This is a genomic window from Dolichospermum sp. UHCC 0260 (genome assembly GCF_009711985.1).
In the GTDB taxonomy this organism is placed as follows: domain Bacteria; phylum Cyanobacteriota; class Cyanobacteriia; order Cyanobacteriales; family Nostocaceae; genus Dolichospermum; species Dolichospermum lemmermannii.
Genome location: NZ_VIKZ01000003.1, coordinates 16,105 through 30,673, shown reverse-complemented (window position 1 = coordinate 30,673; position 14,569 = coordinate 16,105). Strand labels below are relative to the sequence as shown.

At 36.9% G+C, this 14,569-nt stretch carries 18 protein-coding genes and 1 tRNA gene; 13 read left to right on the top strand and 6 right to left on the bottom strand.

The window, feature by feature from the left end; translation table 11 throughout:
* Positions 1–4 precede the first annotated feature (4 nt).
* The 4 genes from FJR08_RS01895 to yidD all read right to left on the bottom strand — a co-directional run bounded on the left by FJR08_RS01895 (position 5) and on the right by yidD (position 2,107).
* Positions 5–89: transfer RNA gene (locus FJR08_RS01895), tRNA-Ser, on the bottom strand.
* 272 nt (positions 90–361) lie between these two features.
* Positions 362–1,057 carry a M15 family metallopeptidase gene (locus tag FJR08_RS01890; RefSeq protein WP_168631963.1) on the bottom strand — a complete coding sequence of 232 codons (696 nt, stop codon included), beginning with the start codon at positions 1,055–1,057 and terminating at the stop codon, positions 362–364.
* A 26-nt stretch (positions 1,058–1,083) separates the two neighbouring features.
* The gene (locus FJR08_RS01885; RefSeq protein ID WP_015081352.1) at positions 1,084–1,614 is read right to left on the bottom strand and encodes a TIGR02281 family clan AA aspartic protease; all 531 of its coding nucleotides are present in this window, start codon (positions 1,612–1,614) and stop codon (positions 1,084–1,086) included.
* Positions 1,615–1,861: 247 nt separating this feature from the next.
* Positions 1,862–2,107 (bottom strand): membrane protein insertion efficiency factor YidD, encoded by a 246-nt coding sequence (gene yidD / locus FJR08_RS01880; RefSeq protein ID WP_168631962.1) that lies wholly within the window; start codon positions 2,105–2,107, stop codon positions 1,862–1,864.
* Between the two features lie 51 nt (positions 2,108–2,158).
* On the opposite strand from yidD, the gene FJR08_RS01875 reads away from it, so the two are divergent.
* The 5 genes from FJR08_RS01875 to FJR08_RS01855 all read left to right on the top strand — a co-directional run bounded on the left by FJR08_RS01875 (position 2,159) and on the right by FJR08_RS01855 (position 8,423).
* On the top strand, positions 2,159–2,866 hold the full coding sequence (locus tag FJR08_RS01875) for a diacylglycerol/polyprenol kinase family protein (protein WP_168631961.1): 708 nt from the start codon (positions 2,159–2,161) through the stop codon (positions 2,864–2,866).
* Positions 2,867–3,200: 334 nt separating this feature from the next.
* Positions 3,201–3,572, top strand: a complete 372-nt coding sequence (locus FJR08_RS01870; RefSeq protein ID WP_168631960.1) for a CTB family bacteriocin — start codon at positions 3,201–3,203, stop codon at positions 3,570–3,572.
* Between the two features lie 516 nt (positions 3,573–4,088).
* Complete coding sequence (locus FJR08_RS01865) at positions 4,089–5,597, top strand: HlyD family efflux transporter periplasmic adaptor subunit (protein WP_168631959.1); 1,509 nt, start codon at positions 4,089–4,091, stop codon at positions 5,595–5,597.
* 123 nt (positions 5,598–5,720) lie between these two features.
* Positions 5,721–7,889: a peptidase domain-containing ABC transporter gene (locus FJR08_RS01860; protein ID WP_148762445.1), complete on the top strand. Its 2,169-nt coding sequence runs from the start codon at positions 5,721–5,723 to the stop codon at positions 7,887–7,889.
* A gap of 246 nt (positions 7,890–8,135) precedes the next feature.
* The gene (locus tag FJR08_RS01855) at positions 8,136–8,423 is read left to right on the top strand and encodes a hypothetical protein (protein WP_015081358.1); all 288 of its coding nucleotides are present in this window, start codon (positions 8,136–8,138) and stop codon (positions 8,421–8,423) included.
* A 412-nt stretch (positions 8,424–8,835) separates the two neighbouring features.
* Here FJR08_RS01855 and FJR08_RS01850 read toward each other — a convergent pair whose 3' ends face one another.
* Positions 8,836–9,003 carry a hypothetical protein gene (locus tag FJR08_RS01850; RefSeq protein ID WP_158310552.1) on the bottom strand — a complete coding sequence of 56 codons (168 nt, stop codon included), beginning with the start codon at positions 9,001–9,003 and terminating at the stop codon, positions 8,836–8,838.
* Between the two features lie 386 nt (positions 9,004–9,389).
* On the opposite strand from FJR08_RS01850, the gene FJR08_RS01845 reads away from it, so the two are divergent.
* The 5 genes from FJR08_RS01845 to FJR08_RS01825 all read left to right on the top strand — a co-directional run bounded on the left by FJR08_RS01845 (position 9,390) and on the right by FJR08_RS01825 (position 11,711).
* On the top strand, positions 9,390–9,653 hold the full coding sequence (locus FJR08_RS01845; RefSeq protein ID WP_015081359.1) for a hypothetical protein: 264 nt from the start codon (positions 9,390–9,392) through the stop codon (positions 9,651–9,653).
* 337 nt (positions 9,654–9,990) lie between these two features.
* Positions 9,991–10,170 carry a hypothetical protein gene (locus FJR08_RS01840; RefSeq protein ID WP_168631958.1) on the top strand — a complete coding sequence of 60 codons (180 nt, stop codon included), beginning with the start codon at positions 9,991–9,993 and terminating at the stop codon, positions 10,168–10,170.
* A gap of 411 nt (positions 10,171–10,581) precedes the next feature.
* Positions 10,582–10,791: a hypothetical protein gene (locus tag FJR08_RS01835; RefSeq protein WP_168631957.1), complete on the top strand. Its 210-nt coding sequence runs from the start codon at positions 10,582–10,584 to the stop codon at positions 10,789–10,791.
* A gap of 361 nt (positions 10,792–11,152) precedes the next feature.
* Positions 11,153–11,311: a hypothetical protein gene (locus FJR08_RS01830; RefSeq protein WP_168631956.1), complete on the top strand. Its 159-nt coding sequence runs from the start codon at positions 11,153–11,155 to the stop codon at positions 11,309–11,311.
* A gap of 226 nt (positions 11,312–11,537) precedes the next feature.
* Positions 11,538–11,711, top strand: a complete 174-nt coding sequence (locus tag FJR08_RS01825) for a hypothetical protein (protein WP_168631955.1) — start codon at positions 11,538–11,540, stop codon at positions 11,709–11,711.
* Between the two features lie 141 nt (positions 11,712–11,852).
* Here the strand turns inward: FJR08_RS01825 and FJR08_RS01820 are convergent, their stop codons facing one another.
* Positions 11,853–12,749, bottom strand: a complete 897-nt coding sequence (locus FJR08_RS01820; RefSeq protein ID WP_168631954.1) for an alpha/beta fold hydrolase — start codon at positions 12,747–12,749, stop codon at positions 11,853–11,855.
* A 20-nt stretch (positions 12,750–12,769) separates the two neighbouring features.
* On the opposite strand from FJR08_RS01820, the gene FJR08_RS01815 reads away from it, so the two are divergent.
* From FJR08_RS01815 to frr, 3 genes are all read left to right on the top strand, one after another.
* Positions 12,770–13,024 (top strand): redoxin domain-containing protein, encoded by a 255-nt coding sequence (locus tag FJR08_RS01815; RefSeq protein WP_041458129.1) that lies wholly within the window; start codon positions 12,770–12,772, stop codon positions 13,022–13,024.
* A 223-nt stretch (positions 13,025–13,247) separates the two neighbouring features.
* On the top strand, positions 13,248–13,976 hold the full coding sequence (gene pyrH / locus FJR08_RS01810; protein ID WP_015081365.1) for a UMP kinase: 729 nt from the start codon (positions 13,248–13,250) through the stop codon (positions 13,974–13,976).
* Complete coding sequence (gene frr, locus FJR08_RS01805) at positions 13,963–14,511, top strand: ribosome recycling factor (protein WP_015081366.1); 549 nt, start codon at positions 13,963–13,965, stop codon at positions 14,509–14,511. The genes pyrH and frr overlap by 14 nt, the downstream gene beginning before the upstream one ends.
* Positions 14,512–14,569: the final 58 nt, after the last annotated feature.

Sequence of the window (14,569 nt, the reverse complement as noted above, 5' to 3'; positions counted from 1 at the left end):
TCAACGGAGAGGGGGGGATTCGAACCCCCGTTGAGTTTCCCCAAAACGCATTTCGAGTGCGTCACCATCAACCACTCGGACACCTCTCCAACATCAACTGTGAAATAAAAACTTCACGAGTAGTTTGTCAAGATAAAAATGATGGACTGTAGTGTGAGTCTCGCTCACGCGGGCAAGACTTGTACTGAGCTTGTCGAAGTATGCCCGCACTACCAAAAACCCGTCAAAATAAATTTGACAGACTACTAGCATCACCAAGAATTATAACACAACCTATTGAAAATCTCAAAATTTGCGCCTTTGCTCCTTTGTACCTACCCTGCGGGATCTCTCTTAGAGATTGCGCGAAACATAAATTCATTTAACTTAATCGTCCATAACGGGCTGTCATCACAGTTTCAGGATGAGATTGATTATATAACCAAGCCCACATTTGATCACCAAAAGAAAAATGCCACCATTCTCTAGGATTGCGCTGAAATCCAGCTTTTAACATTACATCCCGTAATAATTGCCGGTTAGTATTATAGCCTTGATGACTATGAATATAATATTCTGGATGCGATCGCTCGGACATCTCATCAATGGGTGAACCCATATCCACAATTGCCCCAACATCATTGACTAGAGTAATATCCACCGCAGCCCCCGTACTGTGGGGAGGAGGGGTGTTCATATCTAAACTGGGTACAGCCCAAATTTCATAAACCGCCTTCCATACATCTTCCCGTTGCTGGGGTGATAATTCCTTTTCTGTCAAACCCCGTTCTCGCAACGCTTCCCCAAAGCTGTAATCTACCATAAATTGCTGGACAGCCACAGGCCGATAAGCATCGAATATCTGAATAGACCAATGGGGATGTAGTAATTGTAAATGATTTTGCGCCTGAATTAAATTTTCAACAACACTTTGACGCAAGTAATAAGGTGAATTTCCGCCATAATTAGCACCTAACTTTTGATAAGGGTGAGGAGATGCCACCGCAAACAATTCTAGAGGAATCTTAACTAAAGGTTCACCACATTCAATAATCGGGATTTGGTAATAAGGTCGCATTTTAATTGCTAATTTTTAACTCTTTTTTAACGCTGGTGCAATTCTATGTATTTATCAAAAATCTTGATATCATATTTATCAAAAAAGGCTTGACCCAGTAAACCAATTTGAGCTTTAGGCGCAACAGCAACTTTAGGATTATTCACAACCAAACCACCAACACTTACTGATGAAATTGTCCCCGTTTGCAGTTCTATTATACTACCATCGGCAATACTAGCTTTGATTTTTTCTCCAGCCTTGAGTTTGAGGACATTTGCCATTTGTTGAGTGATCAAAATACCACTTGCACCAGTATCAAAAACCATCTCAAAAATCTGATTACCATTAAATCTAACATCTATAATCGGAGTCTTCGCCGCCCGACGTTTAATTGGTATCCGCAAAACAGTTTCTATGGGTTGTTGGACTTTGCACATTTCCCCTAAACTGATCTTTTTCCCAGAGGATGTCACAATGAAACAAAGACCTGGATCATTAGCTTTAGCAACAGATGGCATCGTGACAAAGATTAAGCCCAGTATAATACCAATCCATGTACTGTTAAAAGGCTGCATTTTTTTAGTTATTTTAAATGACTATAAAGTATTATACAACTAAGTAGGTAGACATTAAAAATTATTGTTATGACAAGGGAACAGAGAACTTACAGCGATTTCCAATCATATAAGGTACATCTTAGCCCCCCTCATCGCTTGCGGGGAGGGGTTGGGTTTCGCTATCGCTCAACCCAACCTACATTTCCTTAACTTGTATATCTTCAACAAAGTATCCGTGTAATCCAGTAATCCCTTAAATCCGTGTTCACTCTTCATGTTCACAACAAGATTTAGCTTTCACATCTGGAACAGGATCATAACCTCCTGGATGAAAAGGATGACAGCGTAAAATCCGCATGATAGCCATCCAACTACCCCGAAATACCCCAAACCGTTCAATAGCTTGAATTGCATACATGGAACAAGTAGGTTGAAAGCGACAAGTCGGGGGAAACAGGGGAGAAATAAATAAACGATAACCCTTAATTAGCCAAATCAATAATATTTTCATGTCCAAAGCTCATAAAGTAGAATTAAAGTTAAAAATACCTCTATTCCCTCATTGTTTAACACATTCCTCAGCTTAGAAAACCTTTCCCCATTGTCGCTGCAAATTGCCCCCGCTGCGGCTTGGGTAGGATTAATTATCTGCATTGCTTGGGTAGTTAGTCGTTTTACTGATAGTGAACCGGAAATCATTCGTAAAATCGTGCATATTGGCACAGGTAACGTAATTTTAATTGCTTGGTGGTTAGATATTCCCTCTTTTGTGGGAATTACTGCGGCAATTTTTGCGGGTATTATCACCTTGTTATCTTATCAATTCCCTATTCTTCCTGGTATTAATAGTGTCGGTCGTCAAAGTTTGGGAACATTTTTCTATGCTGTGAGTATAGGTGTTTTAGTGGGTATTTTTTGGTATTTACACCAACCCCAATATGCTGTTTTAGGAATTATGACTATGGCTTGGGGAGATGGATTAGCTGCTTTAATTGGGAAACGGTTTGGTAAACATAAATATGTGGTTTTTGGTTCTCAAAAAAGCTGGGAAGGTTCTTTAACAGTGACTTTAATTAGTTATTTTATTTGTGTAACTCTTTTACTGGTTACTCAAGGTGATATTTGGCAAACTTGGATGGTTTCCTTAATTGTCGCCGTAATCGCCACGATTTTAGAAGCCTTTTCTTTTTTGGGCATAGATAATTTAACAGTTCCTATCGGTAGTGCTACCTGTGCTTATCTGTTGAATCAGTTACTCTCTCATTACTGAATAATTCCTGATCTAGCAAAATGATTTTTCTGAAATTAGAGATATCTAAAAACATAGATATTTAATTTTCTGTTGAGTAGAAATCCGAATAAATTCATATATTCGGACTTTTCTGTAAAAACAACAAATATACATTGTGCAGATTTTATGTGAGCTAGGATTAATCTTTTAATAATACTATTCTAGTAATTAAAAAGTATTTTGTCTCTACTTTTAGAGGTAAATTTGCAAACTTTATTTTCTACCCGTAGGTTTATGAATTCTTAGGCAACAATGCTTATAGTTGAGTTGTTAGGTGATGGAACGCCTAATTACGTAAGTGAGGCTAATAATTGTGTTAAATCAAATCAACGCATCCGATTTAATTGTTGCTTTATCTGATCAACAACAAGAAATAGTGACTGGTGGGGCTGACTTTGAACTTGCTGCTAGTAACTATGCTAACAAGGGATCGCTCTTAATGGGAACAAGCGTCTCCGGTCCTCAAGGTAGCAGTGCTACTTCCGCAGGTAAGGCTAATACCATTCTAACTGCGGGACAAGATTTCTTAGGTTTAGGTGCAGACCTTCCTGCTGGTGTAGGGGCTTTAGGTCCAGCCGTATTACCAGGCGACGGCGGTGGCCGCGGTGCTGTACCTGCAATTGCCACCCCACTACCCCTACCTCCAGTTGCAAACGCAACTGGAACCGAAGCGATTCTTGCGTAAGTATGGCGTAAGTATGGGCTAGTAAGCCTATAAGTTTCCTTCCAAGCAGGACTCAACTAGTACCGCAGAGTGGAATTGAAAATAAACAACTGAAAATCAAAAAAGCAAATTACACCAGCTTTTTAAAGATTTTTAATGGTTAGTTATTTTCGCCGCTCTGCACTGCTAGTCAACAACTTTTTTAAACAACAAAGGGGGTTAGAGGAGATGACAATAACTTGCTCAACGTAAGTGAGGACTTTGAGAAAGTTTGATTCTTCTCCCCCATTTTCTTCACGCTTAATCCGCGTCGAAGATTTGAGAAAGATAATTCCCACAACTAGGGCATAACCATCTCTACCCCCTTCACTAAATTATAACCGATGATCAAATTAATTTTCACAATGTGAATAGAGAAATTTAATTGTTTTTATTGCTGTCAATTTATTACCTAAGATAGTTACTTCTCGGCTGCATGATAGTAGTAATTTCTATCTTAGGTGAGACTATTTTAGTCCTAATCAAAGGTGTAATCCCGTGAACTCCTTACAGAGTCAAAATAACAATTCTCCCTATAATTTAAATAACTCGACTACAGAGGATTTGCATATACTAGAAGCTAATGAGTTTCTCCCCCATATCGGTAAATGGATTCATATCGGTGGGGGGGTAATGATTAGTATGTTTGTAGTGGCTGTGAGTCTTAGTTCTGTCCTCTATTACAACATCACAGTTAAAGTCCCTGCAACTATCCGACCATTGGGAGAATTACGGTTAGTTGAATCTGGCATGACGGGAACTGTGAAAAGAATTGTCGTTAAAGAAGATCAGCTAGTAAATAAGGGAGAAATAATTGCTTATATTGATGACTCCCAACTGCAATCTCAAAAAAGACAACTGCAAAATACTATCCAGCAAAGTCAATTACAACTTATTCAAATTGATGCTCAAATTAATCAGGTCAATACTCAAATAATTTCTCAAACCAACTTAAATGAGCGGACAATTATAGCTGTACAAGCTGAATTGGCTGGAACTAAGCGCAACTATAACGATCAGCAAATTAAAGCTGGTGCGGAAATGACACAAGCTAAAATAGCGATAAATTTAGCAAATGAGCAACTAGCAAGATTACAAAAAGAAAGGGTATTAATAGCTACTGTAGAAGAAGCAGAAGCAGCATTAAAACTGGCTACTTTACAGCGCGATCGCTTACAGAGTATAGTTACATCAGGAGCAATATCTCGCAATTTAGTTGAAGAAAAAGAACAAGCTGTTAAATCGGCTCAAGCCAAATTGGAACAAGCTAAATCTAGCACTAAAAATCTCCAAGAAGAAAAAGAACAAGCTGTTAAATTAGCCCAAATAAACTTACAAAAAGCCAAAATTGCCGTTAATCCCAGTAATGCAAATGTGACAATTGCTTTAGAAAGAATTAGGCAGGAAAAAGCCAGAGGTGAAAGCAATTTAGCCGCTTTAAAAAAAGAACGAGAAACATTAATTCAGCAACGGTTAGAATTACAAAAACAACAGATTCGCACTCATCAAGAATTACAACAGTTAGACAATGAGTTAAATAAAAGTGTGATTCGTTCCCCAGCTAATGGCACACTCATGCAGCTCAAACTTCGCAATCCTGGACAGGTTGTCCAACTCAGTGAAGCTCTTGCTCAAATTGCTCCTGTGGATGCTCCTTTAATCATTAAAGCCCAAGTTTCTGCTAAAGATATTGACAAAGTAAAACCTGGTCAAATAGTACAAATGCAGGTTTCAGCTTGTCCCTATCCAGACTATGGAACTCTCAAGGGAACTGTAAAAACAATTGGAGCAGATGTTCTAGCAATTCCCCAAAATAATTCCATTATTAGCACACCCCAGGTAGCTACTTATCAAATAAATATTGAACCACAAAATCTATTTTTAGCAAAAGGAAATCATGTATGTGATCTCAAATCTGGTATGGAAGGACGCGCGGACATTATTTCTCGTCAAGAAACTATCATGCAATTTATTCTCAGAAAAAGTAAATTAATCACCAATTTATAAATAAGGATTGAGGTTTGGTTAAGTAATAGCACAACCCGACAAAAACAGCACAATAGAACAAAGACTTGCATAAAGTTGGGTTTCCTATCGTCAACTCAACCTACTAAACTTTTTTGGATAATTATGTTCAATATCTTTAAAAATCATCAAAATTATCAGTGTACTTTACAGTTAAGTGAAGAAGACTGTGGGGCAGCTTGTTTAGTTTCTATTACCAAGCACTATGGACGCTTTTTAAGCATGATTAAAAGCCGAGAAGCTGTGGGGACTGGACAATTAGGAACAACATTATTAGGTTTAAAACGAGGTTCAGAAAATCTCGGTTTCAATGCTAGAGCGGTCAAAGCTTCTCCAGAAATCATAGACAGAATTACAGAAATTACATTACCTGCAATTATCCATTGGCAAGGCTATCATTGGGTAGTTTTATATGGTAAAAAAGGCAAAAAATACGTTATTGCCGATCCGGCTGTGGGACTTCGTTATCTGACCAAAGAAGAATTAACCAATGCTTGGAATGGCGTAATGCTCTTATTAGAGCCAGATTCAGACCGCTTTTTTGAACAACCCCAAGAACAATCAAAAGGTGGTATCACGCGGTTTTTTTACCGAATTTTACCATTTCGTGGTTTATTAACTCAGGTTTTAATGATTAATATTGTCCTGGGTTTACTAGCTTTAGGAACTCCTGTTTTAATTCAATTATTGACAGATGATGTTCTCGTGCGTGGAGATGTGCAATTACTCACTGTTGTAGTTTCCGCAGTCGTAGTTATGAGTTTATTTAGTGGAGGTTTACAAGTATTTCAAGCCTTAATGATTTCTCATTTTGGGCAAAGATTACAATTGGGTTTAGTCTTGGAATTTGGTCGTAAACTACTGCAATTACCCTTAAATTATTATGAATCTCGTCGCAGTGGGGAAATTACTAGCCGACTGCGAGATATTGGCGAAATTAACCAATTAGTATCCCAGATTGTGATTGTTTTACCCAGCCAATTTTTTATTGCTGTGATTTCTTTTTGCTTAATGTTATTTTATAGCTGGCAATTAACAATAGCAGTTTTATTAATTGCTGCTTTTATGACTTTATCAACCTTACCTTTTTTACCAATTCTTCAGCAAAAAACCCGCAGTCTCTTAGTTTTAGGAGCAGAAAATCAAGGTGTTTTAGTAGAAACATTTAAGGGCGCACAGGTAATTAAAACTACAAATGCTGCTCCTCATTTTTGGGATGAATTTCAAAGTCGGTTTGGTCGTCTAGCAAATCTGGCTTTTAGTACGGTTCAAATAGCAATTATCAACGGGACTATTGCTAAAATTATATCTACAATTGGTGGTGTTATCTTGTTAGGATTGGGGAGTATGTTAGTAATTAAAGGCAATTTAAGCATTGGACAAATGTTAGCTTTTAATACTTTGCAAGTCAATGTTTTAGCTTTAATCAACTCATTAGTTGGCTTTGTTGATGAATATTTTCGTTCCCAAACAGCAGTTTCTCGATTATTAGAAGTTATTGATGCGACACCGGAAGTGGTGGGAGGAAGTCAAAAGCCAACTGCACAAATTTCTAGTGTGGCAGATATTAATTGCTCTCATCTTCAATTTCATCACGCAGGTAGAATTGACTTGTTAGATGATTTTTCTCTTCAGCTTCCTGGAGGAAAAACTATTGCTTTAATTGGTAAATCTGGCTGTGGTAAAAGCACTTTAGCTAAATTATTAGCTGGTTTATATGTCCCAGATTCTGGTAATATTCGCATTGGTTTTTTTAATATCCAAGATATTGCTTTAGATTGTTACCGACAACAAGTAGTTTATGTTCCCCAAGAACCTCATTTTTGGAGTCGGACAATTTTGGAAAACTTCCGTTTGGGTACACCTAATATTTCTTTTGAAGACATAGTTGAAGCTTGTGATATTGCTGATGCAGATGGTTTTATCAGTCAATTACCGAATAAATATCAAACCGTATTAGGGGAGTTTGGTGCAAATCTTTCTGGGGGACAAAGACAAAGATTAGCGATCGCTCGCGGAATTCTCACAAATCCACCTATACTCATTTTAGATGAAGCTACCGCCGGACTAGACCCCATGAGTGAAGCTCATGTTCTAGATCGTCTTTTGGAACATCGTACAGGTAAAACCACAATTTTAATTACCCATCGTCCTAGCGTCATTCATCGGGCTAATTGGATTGTTCTCATCGAAAAAGGTCAAGTACAAATTCAAGGAACTCCGCAGACATTCCTCTCAAAACCCGGAGAGCATTTACAATTTTTAACTGTATAAATCAATATTGTCAAAGTTTTTATTTTCCTATTCCTTAGAGGATGTTTGAAAAGTGGTATTCCGTAATTTTCATCACATTGCTACCCCCCTTAGTCCCCCTTGTAAAGGGGGGAAACAATAAAAATCCAGTTCCCTCCCCTTGTAAAGGGGAGGGTTAGGGTGGGGTAAAAAATATTTGATACATCAACCATAACTTTTCAAACACCCTCTTAGCCAAACTTAATTACTGATGTAAGGAGTAATAATATGCTGAAAAATACTCAATTATTTAGATATCTTTCCGATACAGAACAAGAATCTGTAGTTGGTGGGCAAATATTTCCCATGTTAGGTTTATTCAGTGAAGGTAAATTATTCTTCCAAAAAACCGATTTAGAAACTGAAGGAAAAAGTGATTTAAAACTTGCTTCAGGTGACTCTACCTCACAAACTAGCAAATATAAATTATCCCAAATTACTATGGCACTTTCTTTTACTTTTGGGTTAATAACTATTAGTTCTGGTGCTGATAAGTTAAGTAATTTATTTTCATAAAATAGCCAGATTTAAATTTAAATATTTTCTTGTAGGGACAGCTTTATTTTCTGCTCTACATTTTTTTATCTGAGTTAATAAATAACTTTTTTAAAATAAAATAAAGTATATAATTGTCTATTTTGAATTAAATAAATAAATAAATAAATAAAATAAACAAACATAAATTAAAAGAGAGGAATTTATCTAAATATATATAACCTAAGAGCAATTCAAACTCTCAAAACCTGATAACTACAGGATCATTTATTTACGATAATAAATAGTTATAAAATAAGCATGAGTGATCATTAATTTTTAAATTGGTATTTTTGTTTATTTTTAATGATTAAAAAAGTCCAACTCCGCAGTGGGAATTAGACTATAAGTTGATTAACAAGGAACTGAAAACTCGATGAAAATCTATGGTTCATTAAGGTAGGCCAGTAACTCTTACATTGATAGTAGCTGGATAAGTTCTACCACCATAGCGAAACCTACCATTAGTCGTTATTGTTCCTACTTTACCTCCAGATATAAGTTGTTGTTCCTCTGTAGATAAATCAAAAAGTAAATCAGATTGAATCGTATTAACTGACATCACTCTACCTCATTTTTAACACTGATTTAATTAGCATTAGCTGGTTTACCAGCTAACAATTCAAATATAACTATCATGTATGAGAAAATCATGCTTCTAAAGTTAGAGAATATATCTATTTTGCATTGTCATTATAAATATATAATATTAACACTTAATACAGGAATAATATTCACAAAAAACGCGTTTTTTTATGGAATTGACTATAATTTATTTCAGCCTAAAGTATGAGATAGTAATTCATACTTTTAGTTCTTTGATTTCTAACTTCAGGAGAAGTTAATTCTCTCACAATAGATTTATAAATAGAAGATAGGATTGCACACAGATAATACTTTCGTTTATTTAAGTGTGTAAAGTCTAACTATTTATTGAGGCTAACAATCATGTCAAATCAAGTCATTCAATCTGATTTAATTGTTGATTTATCTACAGAAGAACAGGAGATTTTAGCAGGAGGAAACTCTCAGCTATGCCCTGAAAAAGGCGGCAGTAGTCGAAATAAAGGCGGTAAAGATGGTGGGTTTTCCCCATCGGAAAAAAACGAAGATGACAAACCAAATAACGAAAATGATGGGGATGGATCGAAGTATAACTTTTTAATCAACCGTCCTATCTTTTATCGCCCCACTTATAATGTCAAACTCTAATTATTTATCTCTTGTTGCTGATTCCAGAATCCAGAAATAATTTTGACTTCTTAACCAGCGTAGAGTTCAAAAAACCGTCAAAATTATAGTCTAATTTTGCACCTGTTAAGGTATATCAATACCATAGGTGCATTTTATTTATGAATAAACATTATTTATAACAACGAGATTCTATCCTTATATGTATTTAAAAATTAATAGTCCAAAAGAAATAAAAATATCTTCTTTAAGATTCGCTTTATTTATAGCTAAGGGAGAATTAAAATTCTAGAAAACATAGTTATAAATAAAGCAATAGGTTTGCAAAACCTATGTTAAATAAATGAGGCTAACAATTATGTCTACTCAAATGACCACATCTAATTTACTTGTCGAATTATCCACCGAAGAACAGGAATTTTTATCTGGAGGAAGGAAAAGATGTTACAAGAAATGCTATTGGGTTTGTCCGAAATCTGACGATAAAGATGGAGATGGAGGTCGTGGTGATAATGAAAATATGAGTGAGGAAGAATGATACAGCTAATCTCATCAACTCGGCAATTATTAAGTAGAGTTTAATAAATATATAGCTCCCTCAAAAATTGATTATTTTTGAGGGAGTTTCTTGTAACAGAGAAATATTAAATATTTATTTATAAATACTATGATAATTTTGATGTATTTATACTTTCAATCATTAAAAATTAATATACAGCGGTTTCCGCTCTTATGAGGTACAAAGTTGAATCATGAAACTCTTGTAGTGCGGGCATCTTGCCCGCTAGATATGTACCTCATAACACCGGGAAGTGCTGTATAAATCAAAAGATAGAAATTATGATTATTAATTTCCAACTAGGGAATCATTAAAAATATTCAGATAAAGCTTATAAAAGGATTAGGACTGAATCATATCGATCCTATTAACTCACGGAGGCTAATAATCATGTTTAATCAGAATACCAAATTTGAATTATTTGTAGAACTATCCGCAGAAGAACAACAACTTTTATCTGGGGGATGTTACCAATCACCTCCTCCTTCTTGTAAACCTAAAAAACAAAAATGTGGTTGTGACTCCCAAAAATATGATCAATATCCAGCTTCTGAAAGGGATGAGAGCTATCCTGAATCGAACTCTATGCTAGGTTGTTAATACTCTTTTTTAGTAGGTAAAGTCTATAAACTGAGCTATTCTTAATAGTCTTAGTTTTCCAAGTTTGTAGTTATAGGGTGAGGAGAAATTTTTAGATAACTTGCTTGATATCAAGTATCAACAGTATCTAATGCCAAAATTCGGGCTTAACTTCCTCCTCTCACCTTTTTTTACATGGCACTTTAAAATTGCCATAGCCTATCTATAGTTAGAAAATAAACTTATTTATGTGAATCAAAAGATATAAATTATAAACTGATATTTATAACTATAGAATCATTAAATTAGTGATAAATATCTTTATAAAAGAAGCATGGTTGTCCGAAGCCTAATAAAAAATTAATTGAGGTTAACAATTACTATGTCAAAGCCAAATATTCTATCTCAAAAGATTCCATCTGATTTAGTTGTAGAACTATCCATAGAAGAACAGCAACTTCTATCTGGTAGTGGTGGTCATAGACCTCGTAACTGGAGTCGGGGCTGGGTCTGGGGACGGAGACCCCGCCGTCACTGGTAATAAGTTAGCCTAATTTATTTAGATTTTAATACTCATATAGCTCATTCAAAAATAATCAGTTTTTGAGTGAGTTTTTTTAACAGACAAAAATTAAATATATATACGTCAAACAATGGAAATTCTAATTATTAGTTTATAACTATAGAATGATTACATTGATTGAAAATACCTTTATAAAATAAGCATGGGTGGATAGCACTCAATCAAACAATTGAGGTAAACAGTCATGCCAGGTCAAATTATCTCATCTAAGTTGTTGACAGAATTATCAGCAGAGGAACAGGAAGTTTTAGCTGGCGGATATCGCTGGTGTCGTCGTCCTTACAAACCCTACTACGGCTATGGCCGCCCCTATTATGGTTCTGGTGACGGCAGGGGCAGCCCCTACTATCGCTGCTAAACGAATGAAATCCCATTGTAAGATCAGCTAGTACAGTACAGCGTAAGTAAGATAACCATTAAAAATCCCTAAAAAGCTTATACAATCTGCTTTTTAATTTTTAATTGTTAATTTTTAATTCCGCCCTGCGGTACTAGTTGCTTATTCTTGAAGGTTGGGGATAGATTGATATTGATCAATAATCCAATCCTGTAAAATAGGATTAACTAAATCAGGAGCTTCATCTTGAGGACAATGTCCCACACCTTCTAAAGGAATAAACTTTTGAACTTGGGGAAAATTGGCTAACTCCCTGCCTAAATTAATAGGTTCCCAAGGGTCAGCCGTTCCCCATAAAATAATTACCGGACAAGATAATCTAGGTAATAAGTCTTCCGGTAAAGGACCACTAGAATAAGCAGTGAACGCCAAAAATACAGCAGCAGCCCCAGGATCTTTTGCTGGTATCATCAAAATGTCAACTAACTCATCTGTCACCGTTTCCCCGTTAGCATAAGCCTGTAAAAGAATCTTTTTAACTGTTTGTGGTTGAGCTAGGCGATTGAAAAAGAAATCACCTATTGGTTTAATCGCCAAGAAATTTTGGAGAATTGGCGTACCAAATCGCTTTAGCCAAGGTAAATTTACGCGTTTACGATCATGTAATAACCGCAAAGAACAGTTAAGCAAAGCAGTTCCCAAAGCCATATCCGGGTTAATTACCGCCGCTTGCATAGCCACAATACAACCAATAGAATTACCTACTAAAAATGCAGGTTCACCCACCACTTCCCGACAAAAATCTGCTACTTGTTGTCCCCAAGTTTCTAGGGTATAACTAATTTTTTCCCCTGGTATGGGTTTAGCTGAACCACCAAAGCCAATTAAATCAATCGCATAAACTCGGCAATTTGCCGCTAAGGCTGGAATGTTTTTGCGCCAATGTAACCATGACGCACCAAAACCATGAATCAAGATCACAGCAGGTCCAGTAGTACCTTGAGTTTGGTAACAAATAGAGAAATCTTGCCAAGTCCAGGTTTTTGGAGAAGTTTTCATGGTAAATGCAATATTAATAAATGAAAGTTTTTGCCGAGCGTCATCACTTAAATTTCCCCTATATGTGGGACTCAACTCAAGATGTTACCCGCAGTTTTGGTGTAATTAGTCCACCTACAGCCTTTTCGATAGATAGCAATGAGATTATTCGCTATCAAGGGCAAATAGATGAACACACCCAAACAGCATCAGCGCAGGGAGTGGATTATTTAGGAAATGCGATTATACTCAAAACGGTTGGGACATGGACTTTTGTAAAATCAGGAAAAACCTAGATTGGTAAGGCTTTAGCATTGCTAAACCCCTACCCGCTTAAATCAAATAATTAAGCCGTGTTGAGTATACTTGTTTATTGCAAGATTAGCAAATACAGCCAGCCCAAACCGAACAAATTGGAACTTTATATAAATAACAGGCAACCTAAATAGAGACAGATAGTCACTGTCCTGCTATCTTAAATTGGAGGCAATTGCAACTTTTTTGATAAAGCAGAACTTCATGGGAACGAATTACCGACGGGTTTTACTTAAACTGAGCGGTGAAGCCTTAATGGGCAACTTGGGCTACGGCATTGATCCAGAAGTGGTCGAGGGAATAGCCAAGGAAATAGGAGAGGTGATAGCCACTGGTGTCCAGGTGGCCATCGTTGTTGGTGGTGGCAATATTTTTCGGGGCATTAAAGCAGCATCAGCAGGTATGGATCGGGCAACCGCTGACTATATCGGCATGATTGCCACAGTCATGAACGCCATGACCCTGCAAGATTCCCTAGAACGGATGGGAATTCAGACAAGGGTACAAACCGCCATTGCTATGCAAGAACTAGCAGAACCATACATTCGCCGTCGTGCCATCCGTCACCTTGAAAAAGGACGGGTGGTAATTTTTGGGGCTGGTTCTGGTAATCCCTTTTTTACCACAGATACGACTGCGGCCTTACGAGCAGCAGAAATTGAAGCAGATGTGATTTTTAAAGCTACCAAAGTAGACGGCATTTACGATGCTGACCCCAAACTCCATCCTGAGGCCAAGCGTTTTATTACTCTTACTTACGCCCACGTTTTGGCTAAAGATTTGCGAGTCATGGATAGTACCGCAATTGCTCTATGTAAAGAAAATAATCTCCCTATTTTAGTATTTGACCTAACGGTGCGAGGTAACATCCACCGGGCAGTCATGGGAGAATCCATTGGTACTCTTGTGGGAGGTTCTTGTGAAATTAGCTGAAGCTGAGAGCATGATGCAAAAAACCGTTGAGTCCACTCAACGGGCTTTTAATACAATTCGTACTGGTCGCGCCAATGCGAGTTTATTGGATAAGGTACAAGTGGAGTATTACGGTACACCAACTTCCCTAAAAGCACTGACAAACATTAGCACACCAGATTCTTCAACCATCCTGATTCAGCCCTACGATAAGGGCAGCTTGAATATCATTGAAAAAGCTATCTCTCTGTCGGATGTGGGTTTAACTCCCAGTAACGACGGTAGTGTGATTCGGTTGAATATTCCCCCACTAACTAGCGATCGCCGTAAAGAATTTGTCAAACTTGCGGCTAAGTACGCAGAAGAAGGTCGTGTAGCAATTCGCAATATCCGTCGTGATGCTAACGATTCCATTCGCAAACAGGAAAAAAGTGCCGAAATCTCCGAAGATGAATCACGAGATCAACAAGACAAACTCCAAAAACTGACCAACAAGCATACAGAAAAAATCGACCACTTGCTTGTAGAAAAGGAAAAAGAGATCACCACCGTCTAATAAAGGCAAGAGGTAAAAGGCAAAAGGCAAGAGGATTGTAATTTTTATTTCTCTTTGC

Bases quoted from the DNA above. Each gene is read 5' to 3' on its own strand.
- FJR08_RS01825 (WP_168631955.1), top strand. From the start codon at position 11,538: ATGCCAGGTCAAATTATCTCATCTAAGTTGTTGACAGAATTATCAGCA.
- FJR08_RS01845 (WP_015081359.1), top strand. From the start codon at position 9,390: ATGTCAAATCAAGTCATTCAATCTGATTTAATTGTTGATTTATCTACA.
- FJR08_RS01815 (WP_041458129.1), top strand. From the start codon at position 12,770: ATGAAAGTTTTTGCCGAGCGTCATCACTTAAATTTCCCCTATATGTGG.
- FJR08_RS01850 (WP_158310552.1), bottom strand. From the start codon at position 9,003: ATGTCAGTTAATACGATTCAATCTGATTTACTTTTTGATTTATCTACA.
- pyrH (WP_015081365.1), top strand. From the start codon at position 13,248: ATGGGAACGAATTACCGACGGGTTTTACTTAAACTGAGCGGTGAAGCC.
- FJR08_RS01855 (WP_015081358.1), top strand. From the start codon at position 8,136: ATGCTGAAAAATACTCAATTATTTAGATATCTTTCCGATACAGAACAA.
- FJR08_RS01860 (WP_148762445.1), top strand. From the start codon at position 5,721: ATGTTCAATATCTTTAAAAATCATCAAAATTATCAGTGTACTTTACAG.
- FJR08_RS01890 (WP_168631963.1), bottom strand. From the start codon at position 1,057: ATGCGACCTTATTACCAAATCCCGATTATTGAATGTGGTGAACCTTTA.
- FJR08_RS01830 (WP_168631956.1), top strand. From the start codon at position 11,153: ATGTCAAAGCCAAATATTCTATCTCAAAAGATTCCATCTGATTTAGTT.
- FJR08_RS01885 (WP_015081352.1), bottom strand. From the start codon at position 1,614: ATGCAGCCTTTTAACAGTACATGGATTGGTATTATACTGGGCTTAATC.
- FJR08_RS01835 (WP_168631957.1), top strand. From the start codon at position 10,582: ATGTTTAATCAGAATACCAAATTTGAATTATTTGTAGAACTATCCGCA.
- FJR08_RS01840 (WP_168631958.1), top strand. From the start codon at position 9,991: ATGTCTACTCAAATGACCACATCTAATTTACTTGTCGAATTATCCACC.
- yidD (WP_168631962.1), bottom strand. From the start codon at position 2,107: ATGAAAATATTATTGATTTGGCTAATTAAGGGTTATCGTTTATTTATT.
- FJR08_RS01820 (WP_168631954.1), bottom strand. From the start codon at position 12,749: ATGAAAACTTCTCCAAAAACCTGGACTTGGCAAGATTTCTCTATTTGT.